Origin of the sequence: Roseateles violae (assembly GCF_030410485.1) — a bacterium.
Lineage (GTDB): Bacteria > Pseudomonadota > Gammaproteobacteria > Burkholderiales > Burkholderiaceae_C > Roseateles_D > Roseateles_D violae.
The window spans coordinates 15,793-33,776 of sequence record NZ_JAUHHC010000003.1; the positions used below are offsets into that span (position 1 = coordinate 15,793).

Below are 17,984 nucleotides of genomic sequence, written 5' to 3' on the forward strand. Positions count from 1 at the left end.
GCCCGCCTCCGTCGATCTCAGCGGAAGACCACGGTCCGGTTGCCGTTCATCAGCACGCGATGCTCGGCATGCCACTGGATCGCGCGCGCCAGGGTCACGCATTCGACGTCGCGGCCGATCGCCACCAGCTGCTCGGGCGGCAGGCTGTGGTCGATGCGGGCGACCTCCTGCTCGATGATGGGGCCCTCGTCGAGGTCCGAGGTCACGTAATGCGCGGTCGCGCCGATCAGCTTGACGCCGCGTTCATAGGCCTGGTGATAGGGCTTGGCGCCCTTGAAGCTGGGCAGGAAGCTGTGATGGATATTGATCGCGCGGCCCGACAGATAGCGGCACAGCTCGGGGCTCAGGATCTGCATATAGCGCGCCAGCACGACCAGCTCGATCCGGTTCTCCTCGATCACCTCGATGATCTTCCTCTCCTGCGCCGCCTTCTGCTCGGGCGTGCTCTGCAGCAGCGGGAAGTGGTGGAACGGAATATTGTGCGAGGCGGCCAGCTGGTAGAAGTCGCGGTGGTTGCTGACGATGGCCGGGATCTCGATCGGCAGATGGTTGGTCTGCACGCGGAACAGCAGGTCGTTCAGGCAATGGCCGAGCTTGGACACCAGCAGCAGCACGCGCGTCTTGGCTCGCGCGTCGACCAGCTGCCAGTCCATCTGCAACTGGCCGGCCAGCGCGGCAAAGGCGGCGCGCATCGCGGCCAGTTCGCCGGCGGCCTCGAACTCGATGCGCATGAAGAAGCGCCGGTGGTCGGCATCGCCATGCTGGGCCGAGGTCAGGATATTGCCGCCCTGCTCGAGCAGAAAGCCGGTCACCGCATGGACGATGCCGGGGCGGTCCGGGCAGCTGAGCTTGAGGATGAAGCGCGACGGGGAGGCTTGGGATTGGCTCATACGGATTGCTCGGCTTGGACGACGCCGCCGGCCAGGTTCAGATGCGCCTGGCACTGCGCGGCCAGGCCGGGATCATGGGTGACCATCACGAAGGCGGTGCCCAGCTCGCGGGCCGTCGCCAGCATCAGCTCGAACACCGTCTGCGCGGTGCCGCGGTCCAGATTGCCGGTCGGCTCGTCGGCCAGCACGCAGGCCGGCCCGGTCACCAGCGCGCGCGCGATCGCGACCCGCTGGCGCTCGCCGCCGGACAGCTGCGAGGGCCGGTGCGCGACGCGCGGGGCCAGGCCCACCCGCGCCAGCATGGCCGCCGCGCGCTCGCGCGCCTCGGCCACCGGCATCCGGCGTATGCGCAGCGGCATCGCCACATTGTCGAGCGCGCTGAATTCTGGCAGCAGGTGATGGAACTGGTAGACGAAGCCCAGGTGCTGGTTGCGCCACTGGCCCAGCGCCGGCTCGCCCAGCTCGGCCAGCTCGCGGCCCATCAGCCGGATGCGGCCGGCGCTGGGCTGGTCCAGCCCGCCCAGCAGGTGCAGCAGCGTCGACTTGCCCGAGCCCGAGGCGCCGACGATGGCCAGCGTCTGGCCGCGGCGCACCGTGATGTCCACGCCCTGCAGCACCGGCACGTCGAGCCCGCCCTCGCTGAAGCGCTTCTCGATGCCGACGCCTTCGAGCACCCGCTCGTCGTCCTTCAACAGCGCCTCACTCATAGCGCAGGGCCTCGGCCGGTTGCACGCGGCTGGCGCGCCAGCTCGGATAGATGGTCGCAACGAAGGCCAGCAGCAGCGAGGTGAGCGCGATCGGCACGATGTCGCCGCTTTGCGGGTCGCTGGGCATGTGGTTGATCAGGTAGATGCTGCCGGGCAGGAAGCTGACGTTCAGCGCATGCTCGATCGCCGGCACGATCACGTCCAGATTGAAGGCAATCAACAGGCCGCCGGCCACGCCGGCCAAGGTGCCGATCACGCCCGAGGCGGCGCCCTGCACGATGAAGATGCCCATGATGGAGCGGGGGCTCGCGCCCAGGGTGCGCAGGATGGCGATATCGGCCTGTTTGTCGGTGACCGTCATCACCAGGGTCGAGACCAGGTTGAAGGCGGCGACGGCGACGATCAGGGTCAGGATGATGCTCATCAGGCGCTTCTCGACCTGCACCGCGTCGAACCAGTTCGCATTGGTGCGGGTCCAGTCGCGCACCAGCAGCTCCGGCGGCAGCGTGCGCGCCAGCCGCGACGCGACCTGGCGCGCCTCGTGCACGTCCTTCAGCCGCAGCTGCACGCCGGTCGGTCCCTCGGTGCGGAACAGCCGCGCCGCATCGTCGACATGGATCAGCGCCATGCCGCTGTCGTACTCGTAATGGCCGGCGTTGAACACTCCCAAGAGCGTGAAGGTCTTCAAACGAGGCACGACGCCGGCCGGCGTCACCTGGCCGCCGGGCGCGACCAGGGTGATCTTGTCGCCGCGCGAGACGCCCAGACTGCGCGCCAGCTCGGCGCCCAGCACGATGCCCCAGCCGCCCGGCTGCAACTCGGCCAGCACGCCGTCCTTCAGCTGCGCGGCCAGCGGCGTCACCGTCGCCTCCTCGGCCGGCGAGACGCCGCGGATCACCGCGCCGCGCATCTCGTCGCCACGCGCGATCAGCGCCTGCGCCGCGACGAAGGGCGCGGCGCCGACGATCTCGCCGCCGACCTCGGGATTGGCCTTGGCCTGCGCCACCGTCTGGCGCCAGTCCGCCAGCGCCTGGCCCTGGTAGGACAGCAGCTCGATATGGGCGACGACCGACAGCATGCGGTCGCGCACCTCCTTCTGGAAGCCGTTCATCACCGACAGCACGATGATCAGCGCCGCCACGCCCAGCGCGATGCCCAGCACCGACACGCCGGAGATGAAGGAGATGAAGCGGTTGCGTCGCCCGCCCCGGCCCGCGCGCGTGTAGCGCCAGCCGATTTGCAGTTCATAGGGCCAATTCATGGGAGCGGATGCTAACCGAGCGCGCGCCGACGGCCTGGCTGCGAGGCCAGCCGATGACCGCCCGCTCGCCTCACTGCGTCGTGATACGGCGTTCAGGAAAAATCGCGCGCTTCGTCCGCCGAGGTCCACTCGATGATCTGGCCGTCGCAAAGCCGCTCGGCATCGCTCAGGCCGATCGCCCGCGCCACGCCCTGCGGGAAGCTGTCGAACAGCGCGGTGCCCGCGATGTCCAGCTCATGCGCGCGGGCGCTCCAGCTGGACAGGTAGAGCACGCTGGCCAGGGTGTCGCCGCCGTCCTGCGGATCGCATTGATGGCGGATCGCCTCGACCAGGCTGGCCGGGAAGCGCCAGCGCGCGGCGAAGGCCGCGCCGACCTCCGGGTAGGCATAGCCCAGCTCCGCCTTCTGCGCCGCATAGCGGCCGTCGTCGGTGGCAAAAGCCGGCTGCAGGCTGGCGAGCCCGGGCATGGCCCGCTTCAGGATCAGGTCGCCCACGCCGTGCACCAGCCCGGCGGTGAAGGCGATGCCGGCGTCCAGCTTCAGATCGCCGGCCAGCGAGTGCGCGATCTTGGCGACGTCCAGCCCGTGGCGCCAGAACTCCGGCATGTTCACGCCGGGTACCGCATGAAAGGCATCGCCGACGGCCGCCGCATGCACCAGCTGGCGCGTCGTCTTCAGGCCCAGCAGGGCCGTGGCCGCCTCCACCGTGCCGATCGGCGTGACGCCGGGGCTGTAGCGCGCGGAATTCACCAGCCGCAGCAGGCGCAGGGTCAGCCCCCCCTCTTCCGCCAGCAGCTGGTTGACCCGCCGCATATCGGGTTCGTCCTGCTGCAGCTCGGCAAGAATGCGGTGGACCGCCTCCGGCGGCGAAGGGATCAAGGCGTCGTTGGCCAGCAGCTCTTCGAGTTTCACGGAACACCTCGCGATAAAGAAGAAGCGATGGTAATGGCCGGCCGGCCCGGGTGAATACAAGCCGCCGTGCCCGCGGCGCATCCTCAGAACTGCCGAGCCGCAGGCGTGTCGAGCGCGCAAATCGTCTTGCGGCGGCGCGACATGGCGCTGAAGATGCATTGCCACCGCCAGCGAGGACCCTATGCCGATCACCCAGCCCCGCACCCTTGCCGCCGAAGCAGCGCTGCTCGCCCTGCTGGCCGCCGCCACCCCGGCCGCCGCCGCCCTGCTCGAGATCGCCAACGCGGCGCAATCGGCCGTCTATGTGCGCGACTGCCGCAGCCCCGAAGCGCGCGCGGCCGGCTCGCTGCTGCCCGATCGCTGCGACATCAACAACGACTTCATCGCGACGATGCAGGAGGAACGCTACCAGGCCGCGCTGGGCGGGCTGAGCAGCGCCGCCGTCGCCAGCAACAGCCTGGCGATTGCCGGCGGCCAGGCCAGCCGGGCCTCGGTCGACGCCGGGGGCGGCCTCGGCCAGTTGCTGATCAAGCAGGGCGCCTTTAGCGGCACGACCTATGCGCGCGTCTCGGCCTGGAACACGGTGCTGCAGAGCTACCGCTGGGACGGCAGCGGCCCGGCCGATCGCCATATCGGCGCCAGCCTTGACTTCAGTGCCCAGCATCTGGTCGGCGACGACGGCTTCGACGGCGCGCCGGCGGCCGCCGCGGCGCTGCTCAATGCCAGCATCAGCGTGTTCTCGCTGAGCGCTGACCACATCGGCGTCGACACCGACACCTTCTTCGTCGGCGACCTGATCGAATCGCATGCGCTCGGCGCCGGCGGCTATCGCAGCGAGGCCTACAGCTTCCAGGCCGGCGTGCTGGCCTCGCCCTTCAGCTTCGGAGTCGACATCCATCTGGAGACGGGGCGCAGCTATTTCCTCGAGATCCAGCTGGGCAGCTGGGGCCGCTATGGCGGCTCGGTCGACGCGACCCACACCTTCAGCGTCGGCTTTGCCGACACGCAGGGCCTGAGCGTCGCCGCGGCGCTCGCCAATCCCGTCCTCGTAGGCACGCCGGTGCCCGAGCCGGCCAGCGCGCTGCTGCTGGTCACCGGCCTGCTGGCGCTGCGCGCCCGCCGTACTCAGCCCAGCCGGTAGACGTCCAGCACGACCTCGCGGGCGCGGCGCTCGCCGCAGGCGATCGCCATCACCTTGTTCAGATGCAGCCAGGCCGGCGCACCGGTCTGGAAGCGCATCAGCGTGCGGAAGAAATAGCGCTCGCGCGGCGGCGACTCGCCCCGGGCCAGCGCCGCCATCACCTCGGGCGGGCCATGGCGCAGGCCCTCGCTGCGCACCTCGATCAGGCCGCCATCGGCATCGGCACGCAGCACATAGTGGGCGGCGATCTCGAGCACGCCGTCGCTGCGGCGCAGCTGCCAGTCGACGCCGCCCTCGACGACGCGGCCATTCAGCTCCGGCCCCTGTACCCGGCCGCCGCCCAGCGGCACATAGCGGCGCTCGCCGCCCGGCGCTTCGCCGAGACTGACCAGGGGCAGCACCTCGCAGTGGATGCGGGTCATCGGCGTCAGGGCGGGCGGTGGCGGCAGCGGTTCGGGCATGGCAAGATCGATCGGGGCGGCGGGATCGCGCCAGTGTCGCGCCGGCCGCGCCGCCCCGCCGTCATCCCAGGGGATGACCGCCCGCATGGAGAACCGCAGACGATGCCGACGCTTGTTCCGCTGACCGCCCAACGGGAACCGCCCGTCTTGCGCGGCCTGCTGCCGCTGATCGCTGCGCTGGGTGCACCGGACTTCGCCGCCCGCGCGCTGGGCGGCCTCCACGACGGTGGCCTGCGCGCGGGGTCCTGGTCGGTCTACCGGCTGGCCGACGGCGAGGCGCCGATCCTGCACCTGTCGTCCAGCCTCGGCGTTGCCGACACCACCCGGCAATGCTTTGCCGCCTATCTGGACGGGCTCTACCGCGCCGACCGCAGCTTCGACGCGGTGCGCCGCGGCGAGGCGGCGCTGCTGCGCATGCGCGCCGACGAGGCACCCAGCAGCGCGCACCGTGACGCGATCTACCGCCGCCACGGCATGCTGGAGCGCTTGTCGGTCGTGCAGCGCGCGGCCGATGGTGGCCTGCTGGCCGTCAATCTGTACCGCCACGAGCAGCAGGGCCTGTTCAGCGCCGGCGAGTTCGACGGCTTCGGCGGCCTGGCGCCGCTGCTGCTGGCGACGGTCCAGCGCCATCTGGCGCTGTGTCCGCCGCAGCAGAGCGCGGCGCCCGACACGCGCGCGGCGCTGCGCCGGCGTTGCGCCGAGCTGACCGAGCGCGAGCTCGACGTCTGCGAGCGGCTGCTGCGCGGCTGGAGCTATGACGGCATCGCCGCCGACCTCGGCCTGAGCCGCGCGACGGTCAAGACCTACCGCGCCCGCGCCTTCGAGCGCCTGGGCCTGCATTTCAAGAGCGAGCTGTTCGCGGCGCTGCGCGGCGCGCATTGAGCGCCGGCGCGGCTGTCGGCCTCTCGGATGACAGCCCGCCGCCGACCGGCGGCGCACACTGCGGGCCCAACAACGGAGACTCTCGCATGCGCCTGCCTCGCCTGTTCCTCACCCTGATGCTGCTGACCCCGGCGCTGGCAATCGCCCAGACCGCGCCCTTGAAGCTGATCGTCGGTTTCCCGCCCGGCACCGGGCCGGATGTGGTCGCGCGGCTGCTGGCGCAGAAGGTCGGCGAGACGGGCAAGCAGAACGTCGTGGTCGACAACCGCGCCGGCGCCGGCGGCCAGATCGCCGCGCAGGCGGTCGCCAAATCGCCGGCCGACGGCACGACCTTGCTGCTGGGGGAGGTCGGCTCGATCAGCATCGCGCCGGCGGCCTTCTCCAAGCTGCCCTACAACCCGGCGCGCGAGCTGAGCCCGCTCAGCGAGGTGGTGCGCTCGGACTTCCTGCTGGTCGTGCCGGTGCAGGCCCCGCCGACCAGCGTCGCCGATTTCGTGAAGGCGGCGAAGGCGCGCGGCGACCGGCTCAACTTCGCCACTTTCGGCGCCGGCACGCCGGGCCATTTCGGCGCCGAGATGTTCGCCGAGGCCGGCGGCTTCAAGATCGAGCCCATCCATTACCGCGCCACCGGCGACGCGGTCACCGCCATCATTGCCGGCGATGTGCAGGCCGCCTTCGTGACGACGGCGCTGGGCGCCGCGCAGATCAAGGCCGGCAAGATGCGCGCGCTGGCCACCACCGCCGCGGCGCGCTCGCCGCTGCTGCCCGATGTGCCGACCTTTGCGGAGGCCGGCCTGCCCAAGGTCGATTTCTCGGCCTGGTTCGCGGTCTTCGCGCCGGCCGGCACGCCGGCGGCGACGCTCGATCAGCTGAGCCAGCAGTTCGCCGCCGCGGCGCGCGCGCCCGAGGTCAGGCAGAAGCTGGTCGAGGCCGGCTTCAGCGTCACCGGCAGCAGCCGCGCCGAGGCCGAGAAGATGGTCAGGGACGAGGCCTTGCGCTGGGCCGCGGCCGTCAAGGCCAGCGGCTTCAAGGGCGACTGATCGCCCTCGGTCCGCCTCAATGGGCTTCATCCCAGTTCGGCCCCACGCCGACCTCGGCCAGCAGCGGCACGCGCAGCTCGGCCGCCGAGGCCATCAGCCGGGGCACCTCGGCTTTGACCCAGTCGAGCTCGCCTGAAGGCACCTCGAAGACCATTTCGTCGTGCACCTGCATGACGATGCGCGTGGCCTTGCCCTGCTCGTCCAGCGCGGCCTGGACCTTCAGCATGGCCAGCTTCATCAGATCGGCGGCCGTGCCCTGCATCGGCGCATTGATCGCCTGGCGCTCGGCGCCGGCCTTGCGCGGGCCGTTGCCGCCATTGATCTCGGGCAGGTAGATGCGGCGGCCGAACAGGGTCTCGACATAGCCCTTGTCGCGCGCGAACTGCTTGGTGCGCTCCATATAGTCGCGCACGCCGGCGAAGCGGGTGAAGTAGCGGTCGATATAGTCCTTGGCCGCCTTCTGCTCGATACCCAGGCTGGACGCCAGGCCGAACACGCCCATGCCGTAGATCAGGCCGAAGTTGATCGTCTTCGCATAGCGGCGGTGCTCGCTCGTCACCTCGCCGACCGGCACGCCGAAGACCTCGCTGGCGGTCGCGCGGTGGATGTCCACGCCCTCGCCGAAGGCGCGCAGCATGCCGGGGTCTTCGCTGATATGGGCCATCAGGCGCAGCTCGATCTGCGAATAGTCGGCGCTGACGACGGAACAGCCGGCCGGGGCGACGAAGGCCTCGCGCACGCGCCGGCCCTCGGCCGTGCGGATCGGGATGTTCTGCAGATTCGGCTCGTTGCTGGACAGGCGGCCGGTCACCGCCACCGCCTGCGCATAGTTGGTGTGCACGCGCCCGGTGCTGGCGTTGATCTGCAGCGGCAGCTTGTCGGTGTAGGTGCTCTTCAGCTTGGCCAGGCCGCGCGATTCGAGGATCTTGGCCGGCAGCGGGTAGTCCTCGGCCAGCTTGGCCAGCACCTCCTCGTCGGTCGAGGGCGCGCCGGTGGCCGTCTTCTTGACGACCGGCAGGCCCAGCTTGTTGAACAGGATCTCGCCGATCTGCTTGGGGCTGCCCAGATTGAAGGGCTGGCCGGCGATCGCATAGGCCTCCTGCTCGATCGCGACGAGGCGCTGCGCCAGCTCATGGCTTTGCGCCTGCAGGCGCGCTGCATCGATCAGCACGCCGTTGCGCTCGATGCGGGCCAGCAAGGCACTGGTCGGCATCTCGATCTCGGCATAGACGCGCTTGAGGCCGGGCTCGGCTTCGATGCGCGGCCACATCAGCGCATGGACCTGCAGGCACATGTCCGAATCCTCGGCCGAATACTCGGCCGCGCGGGCGACATCGACCTGGGCAAACGGGATCTGGTGCGCGCCCTTGCCGCACAGCTCCTCGTAGGCAATGCCGCTGCGGCCAAGATAGCGCTCGCCGATCGCGCCCAGGCCATGGGCCTTGTGCGCCTCCAGCACATAGCTCTGCAGCATGGTGTCGTGGCGCACGCCGCGCAGCGCGATGCCGTGGTTGGCCAGCACATGGGTGTCGTACTTGAGGTTCTGACCCAGCTTGGCCGCCTGCTCGTTTTCCAGCCAGGGCTTCAGCCTGGCCAGCACCTCGTCCAGCGGCAGCTGGGCCGGCGCATCGGGGCCGCTGTGGGCCAGCGGGATATAGGCCGCCTCGCCCGGCGCGGTGGCGAAGGAGATGCCGACGATGCGAGCCAGCATCGGCTCCAGCGAATCGGTCTCGGTGTCCAGCGCCACCAGCTCGGCCGCCTGCACCTTGCTCAGCCAGCGCTCGAAGCTCTCCCAGTCGAGGATGGTCTCGTAGCGGCGCTCGACCGCGGCGGCGACCGGCGCCGGCGCGTCGGCAAACATATCGCCATTGACCGGCTCCGCGGGGGCGGCCGCGGCGGCCGTCTTCGCACCCAGTTCCTTCAGCCAGGTCTTGAAGCCGTAGCGGCCGTAGAAGTCCAGCAGGCCGGCCTCGTCGACGGCCTTCAACGCCAGCGTGTCAAGCGAGGGCCAGCCCGCCACATGCTCGGCCAGATCGCAGTCGCAGCGCACAGTCACCAGCTTGCGGCCCATCGGCAGCCAGTCCAGCGCCTTGCGCAGGTTCTCGCCGGCCACGCCCTTGATCTTGTCGGCATTGGCGATCACGCCGTCCAGCGAGCCATGCTCGGCGATCCACTTGGCGGCCGTCTTCGGGCCCACGCCGGTGACACCCGGCACATTGTCGACCGCGTCGCCCATCAGGGTCAGGTAGTCGATGATGCGCTCGGGCGGCACGCCGAACTTGGCCTGCACGCCGGCGGCGTCCAGGCTCTCGTTGCTCATGGTGTTGATCAGGGTCACGTCGGGCGTGACCAGCTGCGCCATGTCCTTGTCGCCGGTCGAGACGATCACCGCATGGCCGGCCTCGGCGGCGACGCGCGCCAAGGTGCCGATCGCGTCGTCGGCCTCGATGCCGGGCACCTCGAGCACCGGCCAGCCGAGCAGCTTGACGACCTCGTGGATCGGTTCGATCTGCTCGCGCAGCGCGTCGGGCATCGGCGCGCGCTGCGCCTTGTACTCGGGATACCAGTCGTCGCGGAAGGTCTTGCCCTTGGCGTCGAACACGCAGACCGCGTGCTCGGCGCCGATCTGCTCGCGCAGCTTCTTCATCATCGCGACCATGCCGTGCAGGGCGCCGGTCGGCACGCCGCCGGGGCCGCGCAGATCGGGCAGCGCATGGTAGGCACGGTAGAGATAGCTGGAGCCGTCGACCAGCAGCAAGATTGGTTTGCTCATGCAGCCATTGTCGCCGCACGGCAAGCGCCGGCCCGCCGGCGCCCGTCCAAGGGCGGACGCCGCGCACCGGCCCTGGGACACATAGAATGGGCCGATGCTTCGCCCCACCCTGCTTCTTTCCGCCCTGGCGCTGTTCGCCGCCGGTGCCGCCCGGGCCGCCGACGACAAGCCCACCGCCCCGCCGCCGCCCAAGCCCGGTTGGACCGTGCTGCCCGATGAGGTGCCGGAGGCCAAGGTCGACCGCCGGGTGATCGAGGACGACAGCACCCGCATCGAGGAGCTGCGCGTGCGCGGCGAGACGCGCAAGATCACCGTGCAGCCGAAGAAGGGCAGCGCGCCGGCCTACGAGATCATCGTCGGCGACGCCACCCACGACCTCTCCCCCGGCGCCAACACCACCCGCGACCTGGTGGGCAAGCGTGTCTGGCGCGTGATGGACTTCTGACGCCCCCAACCGTCGGGGCTCCGCCCCTTCCAGCCGCCGCAACACGCCCGCCAGCCCGCCCATGGCCGTATTTACCGAAGTCACGCCCGACCAAGCACAAGCGCTCCTCGATCGTCTGCGGCTGGGCCGCCTGCTGAGCCTGCGCGGCATCAAGGCCGGCATCGAGAACACCAATTACTTCGTCAGCGCCGAGGCCGGCGAGTTCGTGCTGACGCTGTTCGAGCGCCTGAGCTTCGAGCAGCTGCCCTTCTACCTGCAGCTGATGAAGCACCTGGCCGCGCGCGGTCTGGCGGTGCCCGATCCGCAGGCCGACGAGCAGGGCCAGATCCTGTTCGAGCTGAATGGCAAGCCGGCCGCCCTGGTCGACAAGCTGCGCGGCGGCCACCAGCTGGCGCCCGATGTCTTCCACTGCGAGCAGGTCGGCGCCGCGCTGGCGCGCATGCACCTGGCCGGCCAGGATTTCCCGCTGCACCAGCCGAATCTGCGCGGCCTGGCCTGGTGGACCGAGACGGTGCCGGTGGTGCTGCCCTTCCTCGCGCCCGAGCAGGCCGAGCTGATCAGCGCGGAGCTGGCCTTCCAGCAGCAGCTGGCCGCCTCGCAGACCCATGCCGAGCTGCCGCGCGGCCCCATCCACGCCGATCTGTTCCGCGACAACGTGATGTTCGAGGGGCTTCCCGGCCGCGAGCAGCTGAGCGGCTTCTTCGACTTCTATTTCGCCGGCGTCGACAGCTGGCTCTTCGATCTGGCCGTCTGCCTGAACGACTGGTGCATCGATCTGGATAGCGGCCGCCTGGACGAGACGCGCGCCGCCGCCTTCGTCGCCGCCTATGAGAAGGTGCGCCCCCTGAGCGGCGCCGAGCACCGGCTGCTGCCGGCGATGCTGCGCGCGGCGGCGCTGCGCTTCTGGATCTCGCGGCTGTGGGACTTCCATTTGCCGCGCGAGGCCTCGATGCTGAAACCCCATGACCCGGCCCATTTCGAGCGCGTGCTGCGCGAGCGCATCGCGCGCCCCTGGCATGCACTAAGCAGCTGAGACCTCGCAGCCATGAGCAGTCTTCCTCCCTCTCCTTCCGCGCCGCCGGGCGCGCCGGCACCGAGCACGGCGATGCTGCTGCATCTGCAGACGGTGCCGCCACGCAATGGCGGGCTGTGGATACGCCATGGCTTCAAGGTCTTCCAGCGCAAGCCGCTGGCGCTGACCGGCCTGCTGGCGATCTTCATCTTCGCCGCGATCGCGATGATGCTCCTGCCCTTCGTCGGCATCGTGCTGCTGTTGATGGCCTGGCCGCTGCTGTCGCTGGGCTTCATGCTGGCCACGCACCTGGTGCTGCAGAACCGCACGCCGACGGCGGCCGTCTACCTGGCTCCGCTGAAGCTGACGCGGCAGCGCCGCAATACGCAGCTGCAACTGTGCGGTGCCTATGCGCTGGCGACGCTGCTGATCAGCCTGCTGTCCTCGGCGGTCGACGGCGGCAGCTTCGACGCGCTGCAGCGTCTGCTGGCCAGCGGCGCGCCGCCCGAGCAAGTGGCCGAGGCCGCGGCCGACCCGGCGCTGTTCTGGGGCGCGATGACGCGGCTGACGCTGGCGGCCCTGCTGTCGGTGCCCTTCTGGCATGCGCCGGCGTTGGTGCACTGGGGCGGCCAGGGGCTGATGCAATCGCTGTTCTCCAGCACCCTGGGCGTCTGGCGCAACAAGGGCGCCTTCGTCGTCAACTCGCTGCTGTGGAGCGCGTTGGTGATCGGCGCCGCCCTGCTCTGCAGCCTGCTGGGCGGCCTGCTGGGCGCGCCGCAATTGCTGCCGCTCTTGATCGCGCCGCTGGGCCTGGTGCTGTCGACGGTGTTCTACGCCTCGCTGTACTTCACCTTCGTCGACTGCTTCATGTTCGGCACCCCGCGCGAGCTGCCGCAGAGCTGATCGGGCGCTCTGCGCTCGGCGATGTCACAGCGCTGACATTGGCGCTTCGCAGAATGCGCCCGCTAACTCAAGCGGAGCATTCGATGAGCATCACGAAGAACAGCCAAGCCCTGCCCGGCGACAGCGCCTGCAGCTACGACGACGACGCGATCGTCAACCCCAGCGCCAACCAACACATCGACGACATCCTGGCGCTGCGCCTGAGCCGCCGCCAGACGCTGATGGGCGGCATCAGCACGACGGCCGCCGCGCTGCTGGGCGGCGTCTCGCTGGCCGCCTGCGGGGGCGGCGACGACACGGTGACCGCCGCGCCGGCCCCGGCACCAACGCCCGCCCCGGCCCCGGCCGCGCCCAAGCTCGGCTTCCCCGCCGTCGCCAAGAACAAGAACGATCTGGTCACCGTGCCGGAGGGCTACCAGGTGAGCATCCTGCATGCGCTGGGCGACCCGCTGCACTACGGCGACGAATCGTGGAAGGACGACGGCAGCGAGAGCGCCGACTCCTACAAGCGCCGCATCGGCGACGGCCACGACGGCATGTACTGGTTCGGCCTCTCGGAGGCCGGCGCCTACCAGGCCGACCGCTCGGACCGCGGCCTCTTGTGCGTCAACCACGAGTACGTGGTCGCGCCCTACGGCCTGCACCCGGCCGGCCGCGCCGCCGGCGCCGCGCGCAATGCGGCCGAGGTCGAGAAGGAGATCTACGCGCATGGCGTCAGCGTCGCCGAGGTCAAGCGCGATGCCGGCGGCACCGGCATGAGCATGGTGCGCGGCTCGCGCTTCAACCGCCGCATCACCTCGGCCACGGTGATGGACTTCGCCGGCCCGGCGCGCGGCGCGGCCATGCTGGCGACCAAGTTCTCCGGCACCGCGACACAGACGCGCGGCACCAACAACAACTGCGCCAATGGCTACACGCCCTGGGGCACCTATCTGACCTGCGAGGAGAACTACCTCAATGTGATCAGCCGCGCGGCCGGCGACGAGGCGCTGCGCACGGCCAAGGAGAACGCCAGCCTGGCCCGCTACGGCCTGCCGCCCAACCGCAAGAGCCCCTATCTGTGGGAGACGGCCGGCAGCGACGATCTGTTCGCGCGCTGGAATTCCTCGGTCACCGGGGCGACGGCGGCCGACGACTACCGCAACACCATCAACACCTTCGGCTGGGTGGTCGAGATCGACCCCTTCGCCCCCGACTCGGTGCCGGCCAAGCGCACGGCCCTGGGCCGCTTCAACCACGAGGGCGCCTGGCCCGCCCCGGCCGTCGCGGGCAAGCCCGTCGTCATCTACCAGGGCGACGATTCGCGCAACGAGTACATCTACAAATTCGTCTCCAAGGCCCTGTGGGACACGGCCGACGTCGGCAAGGGCCTGACGGCCGGCGCCAAGTACCTGGACGAGGGCACGCTCTATGTCGCCCGCTTCAACGCCGACGGCAGCGGCGAATGGCTGGAGCTCGCTTATGGCAAGAACGGCCTCGACGGGACGAACGCCGCCTACCCCTTCGTCGACCAGGCCGATGTGCTGATCAACGCCCGGCTGGCCGCCGACAAGCTGGGCGCCACCAAGATGGACCGCCCCGAATGGGGCGCCGTCAATCCGCTCAACGGCGAGGTCTATATGACCCTGACCAACAACAGCAACCGCGTCGCGCTGAGCGCCACGCCGAGCGGCAGCCAGCTGAAGCCCGACGCCGCCAATCCGCGCTATTACGAGGACCTGAAGGGGACGACTTCGCAAAAGGGCAATCCGAACGGCCACATCATCCGCTGGCGCGAGGACGCGGCGAGCGTCACCAAGTTCGCCTGGGACATCTATCTGTTCGGCGCGCAGTCGGACGCCGCGGCCGACGTGAACCTGTCGGGCCTGAGCGACGTCAACGACTTCTCCAGCCCCGACGGTCTGTATTTCGACAAGCGCGGCATGCTGTGGGTGCAGACCGACGACGGCGCCTACACCGACGTCACCAACTGCATGATGCTGGCCGCGGTGCCGGGCAAGGTCGGCGACGGCGGCGCGGCGGCGGCCGCAGGCGGCACGGCAACCATCAAGGGCGCCAGCGCGACGGCCGATACGGTGCGCCGCTTCCTGGTCGGCCCCAAGGAATGCGAAATCACCGGCATCGCCATGACGCCGGACCACAAGACCCTGTTCTTCAACGTCCAGCACCCGGGCGAGGACAGCGCGCCCGACTGGGCGGCCAAGAGCTACGGCAGCTACTGGCCGGCCAGCCAGACCGATACGGCCGCGAAGAAGCGCCCGCGCTCGGCGACGGTGGTGGTCACGCGCAAGGACGGCGGGGAGATCGGGGTCTGAGTGCTTGCTTGTGCCGCGGTAAGGGGCCGCCGGGAACTCGCTCGTAGCCAGCAAGGTTCACGCTCGGCGGGCGGCGTCGCCGCCCGCCGCGGCAACCTCGCCGCTCAGACGACCGAGCCGGCGTAGCTCGCGAGGGTCGGCCCCAGCGACGAGTTAAGCCCGTGGCTGCTCATAAATTTGCAGCTGGTTGCCAGATGGGTCCTGGAGCGTGGCAAGCGTTCCTCCCCAAAACTGCTTCTCCGGCACGCCACTGAATGACACACCGCGCGAACGCAGATCCTCATATGCGGCTTGGACGCTGCGCACTTCGAAGGAAAGGCCGGTGAAGCGCCCGACGAGATCGCCGTCCTCCTGGGGGGCGTCAGCAGGCACCTCCTCAACGACAAGCGTCGCAGAGCCAGCATCAAAGACGCAGTAGCCATACGACTCGCCGTCCGCCTTGATGCGAAGGCCAAGCACGCCTCCGTAGAAACTCTTGGCACCGGCAATGTCTTGAACAAAGACCCGCGGGGTATTGAGATTCATGTCGGTGCTTCCTGACGGGTTCGAGGCTTGACGAACCGGCTCAGCGGTCTGCGAAGCAGCCCGCCGAATCCAAGTTGGGCTCGCGCCTAAACAAGCGCATGAAGCCGAATTCTGAACGGGCTTGGCCCAGGGCTTGCTCGGTAGCAACCCCGGTGAAGCATCCTTCTGTTGGGGGGATGCGTCGCTTACGCAGTCGCCTCCCCGCGGGGCCAGGCACCGACGTCAATCGATCGGCGTTAGCTTGGCAACGCTGAGCGCCAGCCACTTCAGCCCATGCCGCCCGAAGTTCACCTGCGCCCGCGCGTCCTGGCCCTTGCCTTCCAAGGTCACCAGCACGCCTTCGCCGAACTTGGTGTGGAACACGCCCTTGCCGACGCGCAGGCCGCCGTGCTCGTCGTCGACCTTCTTGACCATCGCGGCCGGCACCGGCGGCTCGACCCAGGCGGCCTTCTGCGGGTTGCTGTTCCAGGCCGGGCGATTGCCGGCGCCGACCATGGACTTCAGGCCCGAGCCGCGCGACCAGGCGTCCTGGTACTCCTTGGCATAGCCGGACCCGAAGCCCTGGTTCTTCGGCGTCAGCCATTTCAGCGCGCTCTCGGGCAGCTCGTCGAAGAAGCGGCTCTTGATGTTGTAGCGGGTCTGGCCGTGCAGCATGCGCGTCTGGCAGAAGCTCAGGTAAAGCCGCTGGCGCGCGCGCGTGATCGCCACATACATCAGGCGCCGCTCCTCCTCCAGCCCGTCGCTGTCGGACAGCGAGTTCTCGTGCGGGAACAGGCCCTCCTCCAGGCCGGTGATGAAGACGGCGTCGAACTCCAGGCCCTTGGCCGAGTGCACCGTCATCAGCTGGATCGCATCCTGGCCGGCCTGGGCCTGGTTGTCGCCGGCCTCCAGCGCCGCATGGGTCAGGAAGGCGGCCAGCGGCGAGATGATCTCGCCCGTCTCCGCATCGGGTGTCACGGCGGCCTGGGCGACCGCCGCCGGCAGACCCTCGGCCCGACCATCAGATAGCGTACCCGGCGACAGCTCGTCGACCGGCAGCGCGACCGCATCGCGGCCGAAGCCCTCCTGCGTGACGAAGGCCTCGGCGGCATTGATCAGTTCGCCCAGGTTCTCCAGCCGCTCGGCGCCGTCCTTGTCATTGCGGTAGAACTCGTTCAGGCCCGAGGTCTCCAGCACCTCCTCGATGATCTTGCGCAGGTTCAGGCCCTGGGTCAGGTTGCGGGTCGAGTCGACCAGATTCGCGAAGCCGGCCAGCTTGGCGCCGGCCGCGCCGGCGACGGCGCCGACGCTCTGGTAGAGGCTGCGGCCGCTGCTGCGCGCCGCGTCCTGCAGGAGTTCGATCGTGCGCGCGCCGATGCCGCGCGCCGGGAAGTTGACGACACGCAGAAAGCTGGTGTCGTCGTGCGGGTTCTCGATCAGGCGCAGATAGGCCAGCGCGTCCTTCACCTCCTTGCGCTCGAAGAAGCGCAGGCCGCCGTAGACGCGATAAGGGATACCGGCATTGAACAGCGCCGACTCGATCACCCGCGACTGCGCATTGCTGCGGTAGAGCACGGCGATCTCGGCGCGCGCGATGCCGCCGCGGTGCAGCGCCTGCGCCTCCTCGATCAGCCACTGCGCCTCGGCGAAGTCGCTGGCCTGCTCGTAGACGCGCACCGGCTCTCCGGGGCCGGCCTCGGTGCGCAAGGTCTTGCCCAGGCGCTTGCTGTTGCGGCTGATCAGTTCGTTGGCGGCGTCGAGGATGTTGCCGAAGCTGCGGTAGTTCTGCTCCAGCTTGATGACGTTGCGCACCCGGTACTCGCGCTCGAAGTCGGCCATATTGCCGACCCGCGCGCCGCGGAAGGCGTAGATGCTCTGGTCGTCGTCGCCGACGGCCAGCACGCTCTGCCCGCTGCCGCCCGCATTGCCCGGTGGGGCGAACATCTTCAGCCAGGCGTACTGCAGCTTGTTGGTGTCCTGGAACTCGTCGACCAGGATGTGGCGGAAGCGCTGCTGGTAATGCTGGCGCAGCGCCAGGTTGTCGCGCAGCAGTTCGTAGGAGCGCAGCATCAGCTCGGCGAAGTCGACCACGCCCTCGCGCGCGCACTGGTCCTCGTAGGCCTGGTAGATCGCGACCTGGGTCTTGGTCTGCTCGTCCCAGGCCTCGATATCGCCGGGGCGCTGGCCATCCTCCTTGGCACCGGCGATGAACCAGGACACCTGCTTGGGCACGTAGCGCTCCTCGTCCAGCTTCATCGCCTTGATCACCCGCTTGATCGCCGAGACGGTGTCGCTGGCGTCGAGGATCTGGAAGCCCTGCGGCAGGCCGGCCAGCTTCCAGTGCGCGCGCAGGAAGCGGTTGCACAGGCCGTGGAAGGTGCCGATCCACATGCCGCGCACATTGACCGGCAGCATGGTCGTCAGCCGGGTGATCATCTCCTTGGCCGCCTTGTTGGTGAAGGTCACCGCCATCACGCCGCCGGGCGACACCTGGCCGGTCTGCAAGAGCCAGGCGATGCGGGTCGTCAGCACGCGCGTCTTGCCCGAACCGGCGCCGGCCAGGATCAGCGCCGGCTCGGCCGGCGCGGTGACGGCCGCGTACTGCTCGGGGTTCAGGTTCTTCAGCAGGCCGGTCTGCGGCGCGGCAACGGCAGCGGGCGCGCCGAACAGATCGTCAGAGGGGTGGGAATTCATCCAGGCATTTTACGGAGCCGGCTTTTGGTCAAATGGCGGCATGTC

The 17,984-nt window shown here is 69.6% G+C and carries 15 protein-coding genes; 7 read left to right on the top strand and 8 right to left on the bottom strand.

The genetic code is table 11. From position 1 onward, the window contains the following. Positions 1-17: 17 nt before the first annotated feature. From purU to QWJ38_RS10390, 4 genes are all read right to left on the bottom strand, one after another. Positions 18-890: a formyltetrahydrofolate deformylase gene (purU, locus tag QWJ38_RS10375; protein WP_290359009.1), complete on the bottom strand. Its 873-nt coding sequence runs from the start codon at positions 888-890 to the stop codon at positions 18-20. Further along, the gene (locus QWJ38_RS10380; RefSeq protein WP_290359010.1) at positions 887-1,597 is read right to left on the bottom strand and encodes an ABC transporter ATP-binding protein; all 711 of its coding nucleotides are present in this window, start codon (positions 1,595-1,597) and stop codon (positions 887-889) included. Before QWJ38_RS10380 ends, purU begins: the two co-directional genes overlap by 4 nt. Then, on the bottom strand, positions 1,590-2,858 hold the full coding sequence (locus QWJ38_RS10385) for a lipoprotein-releasing ABC transporter permease subunit (RefSeq protein WP_290359011.1): 1,269 nt from the start codon (positions 2,856-2,858) through the stop codon (positions 1,590-1,592). The genes QWJ38_RS10380 and QWJ38_RS10385 overlap by 8 nt, the downstream gene beginning before the upstream one ends. Positions 2,859-2,950: 92 nt before the next feature. Continuing rightward, positions 2,951-3,769: an HDOD domain-containing protein gene (locus QWJ38_RS10390; RefSeq protein WP_290359012.1), complete on the bottom strand. Its 819-nt coding sequence runs from the start codon at positions 3,767-3,769 to the stop codon at positions 2,951-2,953. A 181-nt stretch (positions 3,770-3,950) separates the two neighbouring features. Between QWJ38_RS10390 and QWJ38_RS10395 the strand changes: the two genes are divergently transcribed. Beyond that, the gene (locus QWJ38_RS10395; protein WP_290359013.1) at positions 3,951-4,910 is read left to right on the top strand and encodes a PEP-CTERM sorting domain-containing protein; all 960 of its coding nucleotides are present in this window, start codon (positions 3,951-3,953) and stop codon (positions 4,908-4,910) included. Here the strand turns inward: QWJ38_RS10395 and QWJ38_RS10400 are convergent. Continuing rightward, a complete protein-coding gene (locus QWJ38_RS10400; protein WP_290359014.1) occupies positions 4,895-5,371 on the bottom strand; it encodes a DUF3237 domain-containing protein in 477 nt (158 codons plus the stop codon). The two genes, QWJ38_RS10395 and QWJ38_RS10400, sit on opposite strands and share 16 nt — an antisense overlap. 102 nt (positions 5,372-5,473) lie before the next feature. On the opposite strand from QWJ38_RS10400, the gene QWJ38_RS10405 reads away from it, so the two are divergent. Both QWJ38_RS10405 and QWJ38_RS10410 read left to right on the top strand, forming a co-directional pair. Further along, positions 5,474-6,253: a response regulator transcription factor gene (locus tag QWJ38_RS10405; protein WP_290359015.1), complete on the top strand. Its 780-nt coding sequence runs from the start codon at positions 5,474-5,476 to the stop codon at positions 6,251-6,253. A gap of 86 nt (positions 6,254-6,339) precedes the next feature. Further along, positions 6,340-7,293: a Bug family tripartite tricarboxylate transporter substrate binding protein gene (locus QWJ38_RS10410; protein ID WP_290359016.1), complete on the top strand. Its 954-nt coding sequence runs from the start codon at positions 6,340-6,342 to the stop codon at positions 7,291-7,293. 16 nt (positions 7,294-7,309) lie between these two features. Here QWJ38_RS10410 and polA read toward each other — a convergent pair whose 3' ends face one another. Next, complete coding sequence (gene polA, locus QWJ38_RS10415; protein WP_290359017.1) at positions 7,310-10,066, bottom strand: DNA polymerase I; 2,757 nt, start codon at positions 10,064-10,066, stop codon at positions 7,310-7,312. 94 nt (positions 10,067-10,160) lie between these two features. On the opposite strand from polA, the gene QWJ38_RS10420 reads away from it, so the two are divergent. The 4 genes from QWJ38_RS10420 (at position 10,161) to QWJ38_RS10435 (ending at position 14,741) form a co-directional block, all read left to right on the top strand. Beyond that, positions 10,161-10,511 (top strand): DUF2782 domain-containing protein, encoded by a 351-nt coding sequence (locus tag QWJ38_RS10420; RefSeq protein WP_290359018.1) that lies wholly within the window; start codon positions 10,161-10,163, stop codon positions 10,509-10,511. A gap of 61 nt (positions 10,512-10,572) precedes the next feature. Further along, a complete protein-coding gene (locus tag QWJ38_RS10425) occupies positions 10,573-11,544 on the top strand; it encodes a homoserine kinase (protein ID WP_290359019.1) in 972 nt (323 codons plus the stop codon). A gap of 12 nt (positions 11,545-11,556) precedes the next feature. Next, positions 11,557-12,426, top strand: a complete 870-nt coding sequence (locus QWJ38_RS10430; protein ID WP_290359020.1) for a BPSS1780 family membrane protein — start codon at positions 11,557-11,559, stop codon at positions 12,424-12,426. Between the two features lie 83 nt (positions 12,427-12,509). Then, entirely contained in the window at positions 12,510-14,741 is a 2,232-nt protein-coding gene (locus tag QWJ38_RS10435) for a PhoX family protein (protein ID WP_290359021.1), read from the top strand. 153 nt (positions 14,742-14,894) lie between these two features. On the opposite strand, the gene QWJ38_RS10440 is transcribed toward QWJ38_RS10435, so the two are convergent. Together QWJ38_RS10440 and QWJ38_RS10445 are read right to left on the bottom strand one after the other, a co-directional pair. Then, positions 14,895-15,266, bottom strand: coding sequence for a VOC family protein (locus tag QWJ38_RS10440; protein ID WP_290359022.1), 372 nt, complete (start codon positions 15,264-15,266; stop codon positions 14,895-14,897). Between the two features lie 222 nt (positions 15,267-15,488). Further along, positions 15,489-17,939 (bottom strand): UvrD-helicase domain-containing protein, encoded by a 2,451-nt coding sequence (locus QWJ38_RS10445; RefSeq protein ID WP_290359023.1) that lies wholly within the window; start codon positions 17,937-17,939, stop codon positions 15,489-15,491. Positions 17,940-17,984 lie beyond the last annotated feature (45 nt).

Coding starts and splice junctions, on each gene's coding strand:
- purU (WP_290359009.1), bottom strand. CDS start 890: ATGAGCCAATCCCAAGCCTCCCCGTCGCGCTTCATCCTCAAGCTCAGC.
- QWJ38_RS10380 (WP_290359010.1), bottom strand. CDS start 1,597: ATGAGTGAGGCGCTGTTGAAGGACGACGAGCGGGTGCTCGAAGGCGTC.
- QWJ38_RS10385 (WP_290359011.1), bottom strand. CDS start 2,858: ATGAATTGGCCCTATGAACTGCAAATCGGCTGGCGCTACACGCGCGCG.
- QWJ38_RS10395 (WP_290359013.1), top strand. CDS start 3,951: ATGCCGATCACCCAGCCCCGCACCCTTGCCGCCGAAGCAGCGCTGCTC.
- QWJ38_RS10400 (WP_290359014.1), bottom strand. CDS start 5,371: ATGCCCGAACCGCTGCCGCCACCGCCCGCCCTGACGCCGATGACCCGC.
- QWJ38_RS10405 (WP_290359015.1), top strand. CDS start 5,474: ATGCCGACGCTTGTTCCGCTGACCGCCCAACGGGAACCGCCCGTCTTG.
- QWJ38_RS10410 (WP_290359016.1), top strand. CDS start 6,340: ATGCGCCTGCCTCGCCTGTTCCTCACCCTGATGCTGCTGACCCCGGCG.
- polA (WP_290359017.1), bottom strand. CDS start 10,066: ATGAGCAAACCAATCTTGCTGCTGGTCGACGGCTCCAGCTATCTCTAC.
- QWJ38_RS10420 (WP_290359018.1), top strand. CDS start 10,161: ATGCTTCGCCCCACCCTGCTTCTTTCCGCCCTGGCGCTGTTCGCCGCC.
- QWJ38_RS10425 (WP_290359019.1), top strand. CDS start 10,573: ATGGCCGTATTTACCGAAGTCACGCCCGACCAAGCACAAGCGCTCCTC.
- QWJ38_RS10430 (WP_290359020.1), top strand. CDS start 11,557: ATGAGCAGTCTTCCTCCCTCTCCTTCCGCGCCGCCGGGCGCGCCGGCA.
- QWJ38_RS10435 (WP_290359021.1), top strand. CDS start 12,510: ATGAGCATCACGAAGAACAGCCAAGCCCTGCCCGGCGACAGCGCCTGC.
- QWJ38_RS10440 (WP_290359022.1), bottom strand. CDS start 15,266: ATGAATCTCAATACCCCGCGGGTCTTTGTTCAAGACATTGCCGGTGCC.
- QWJ38_RS10445 (WP_290359023.1), bottom strand. CDS start 17,939: ATGAATTCCCACCCCTCTGACGATCTGTTCGGCGCGCCCGCTGCCGTT.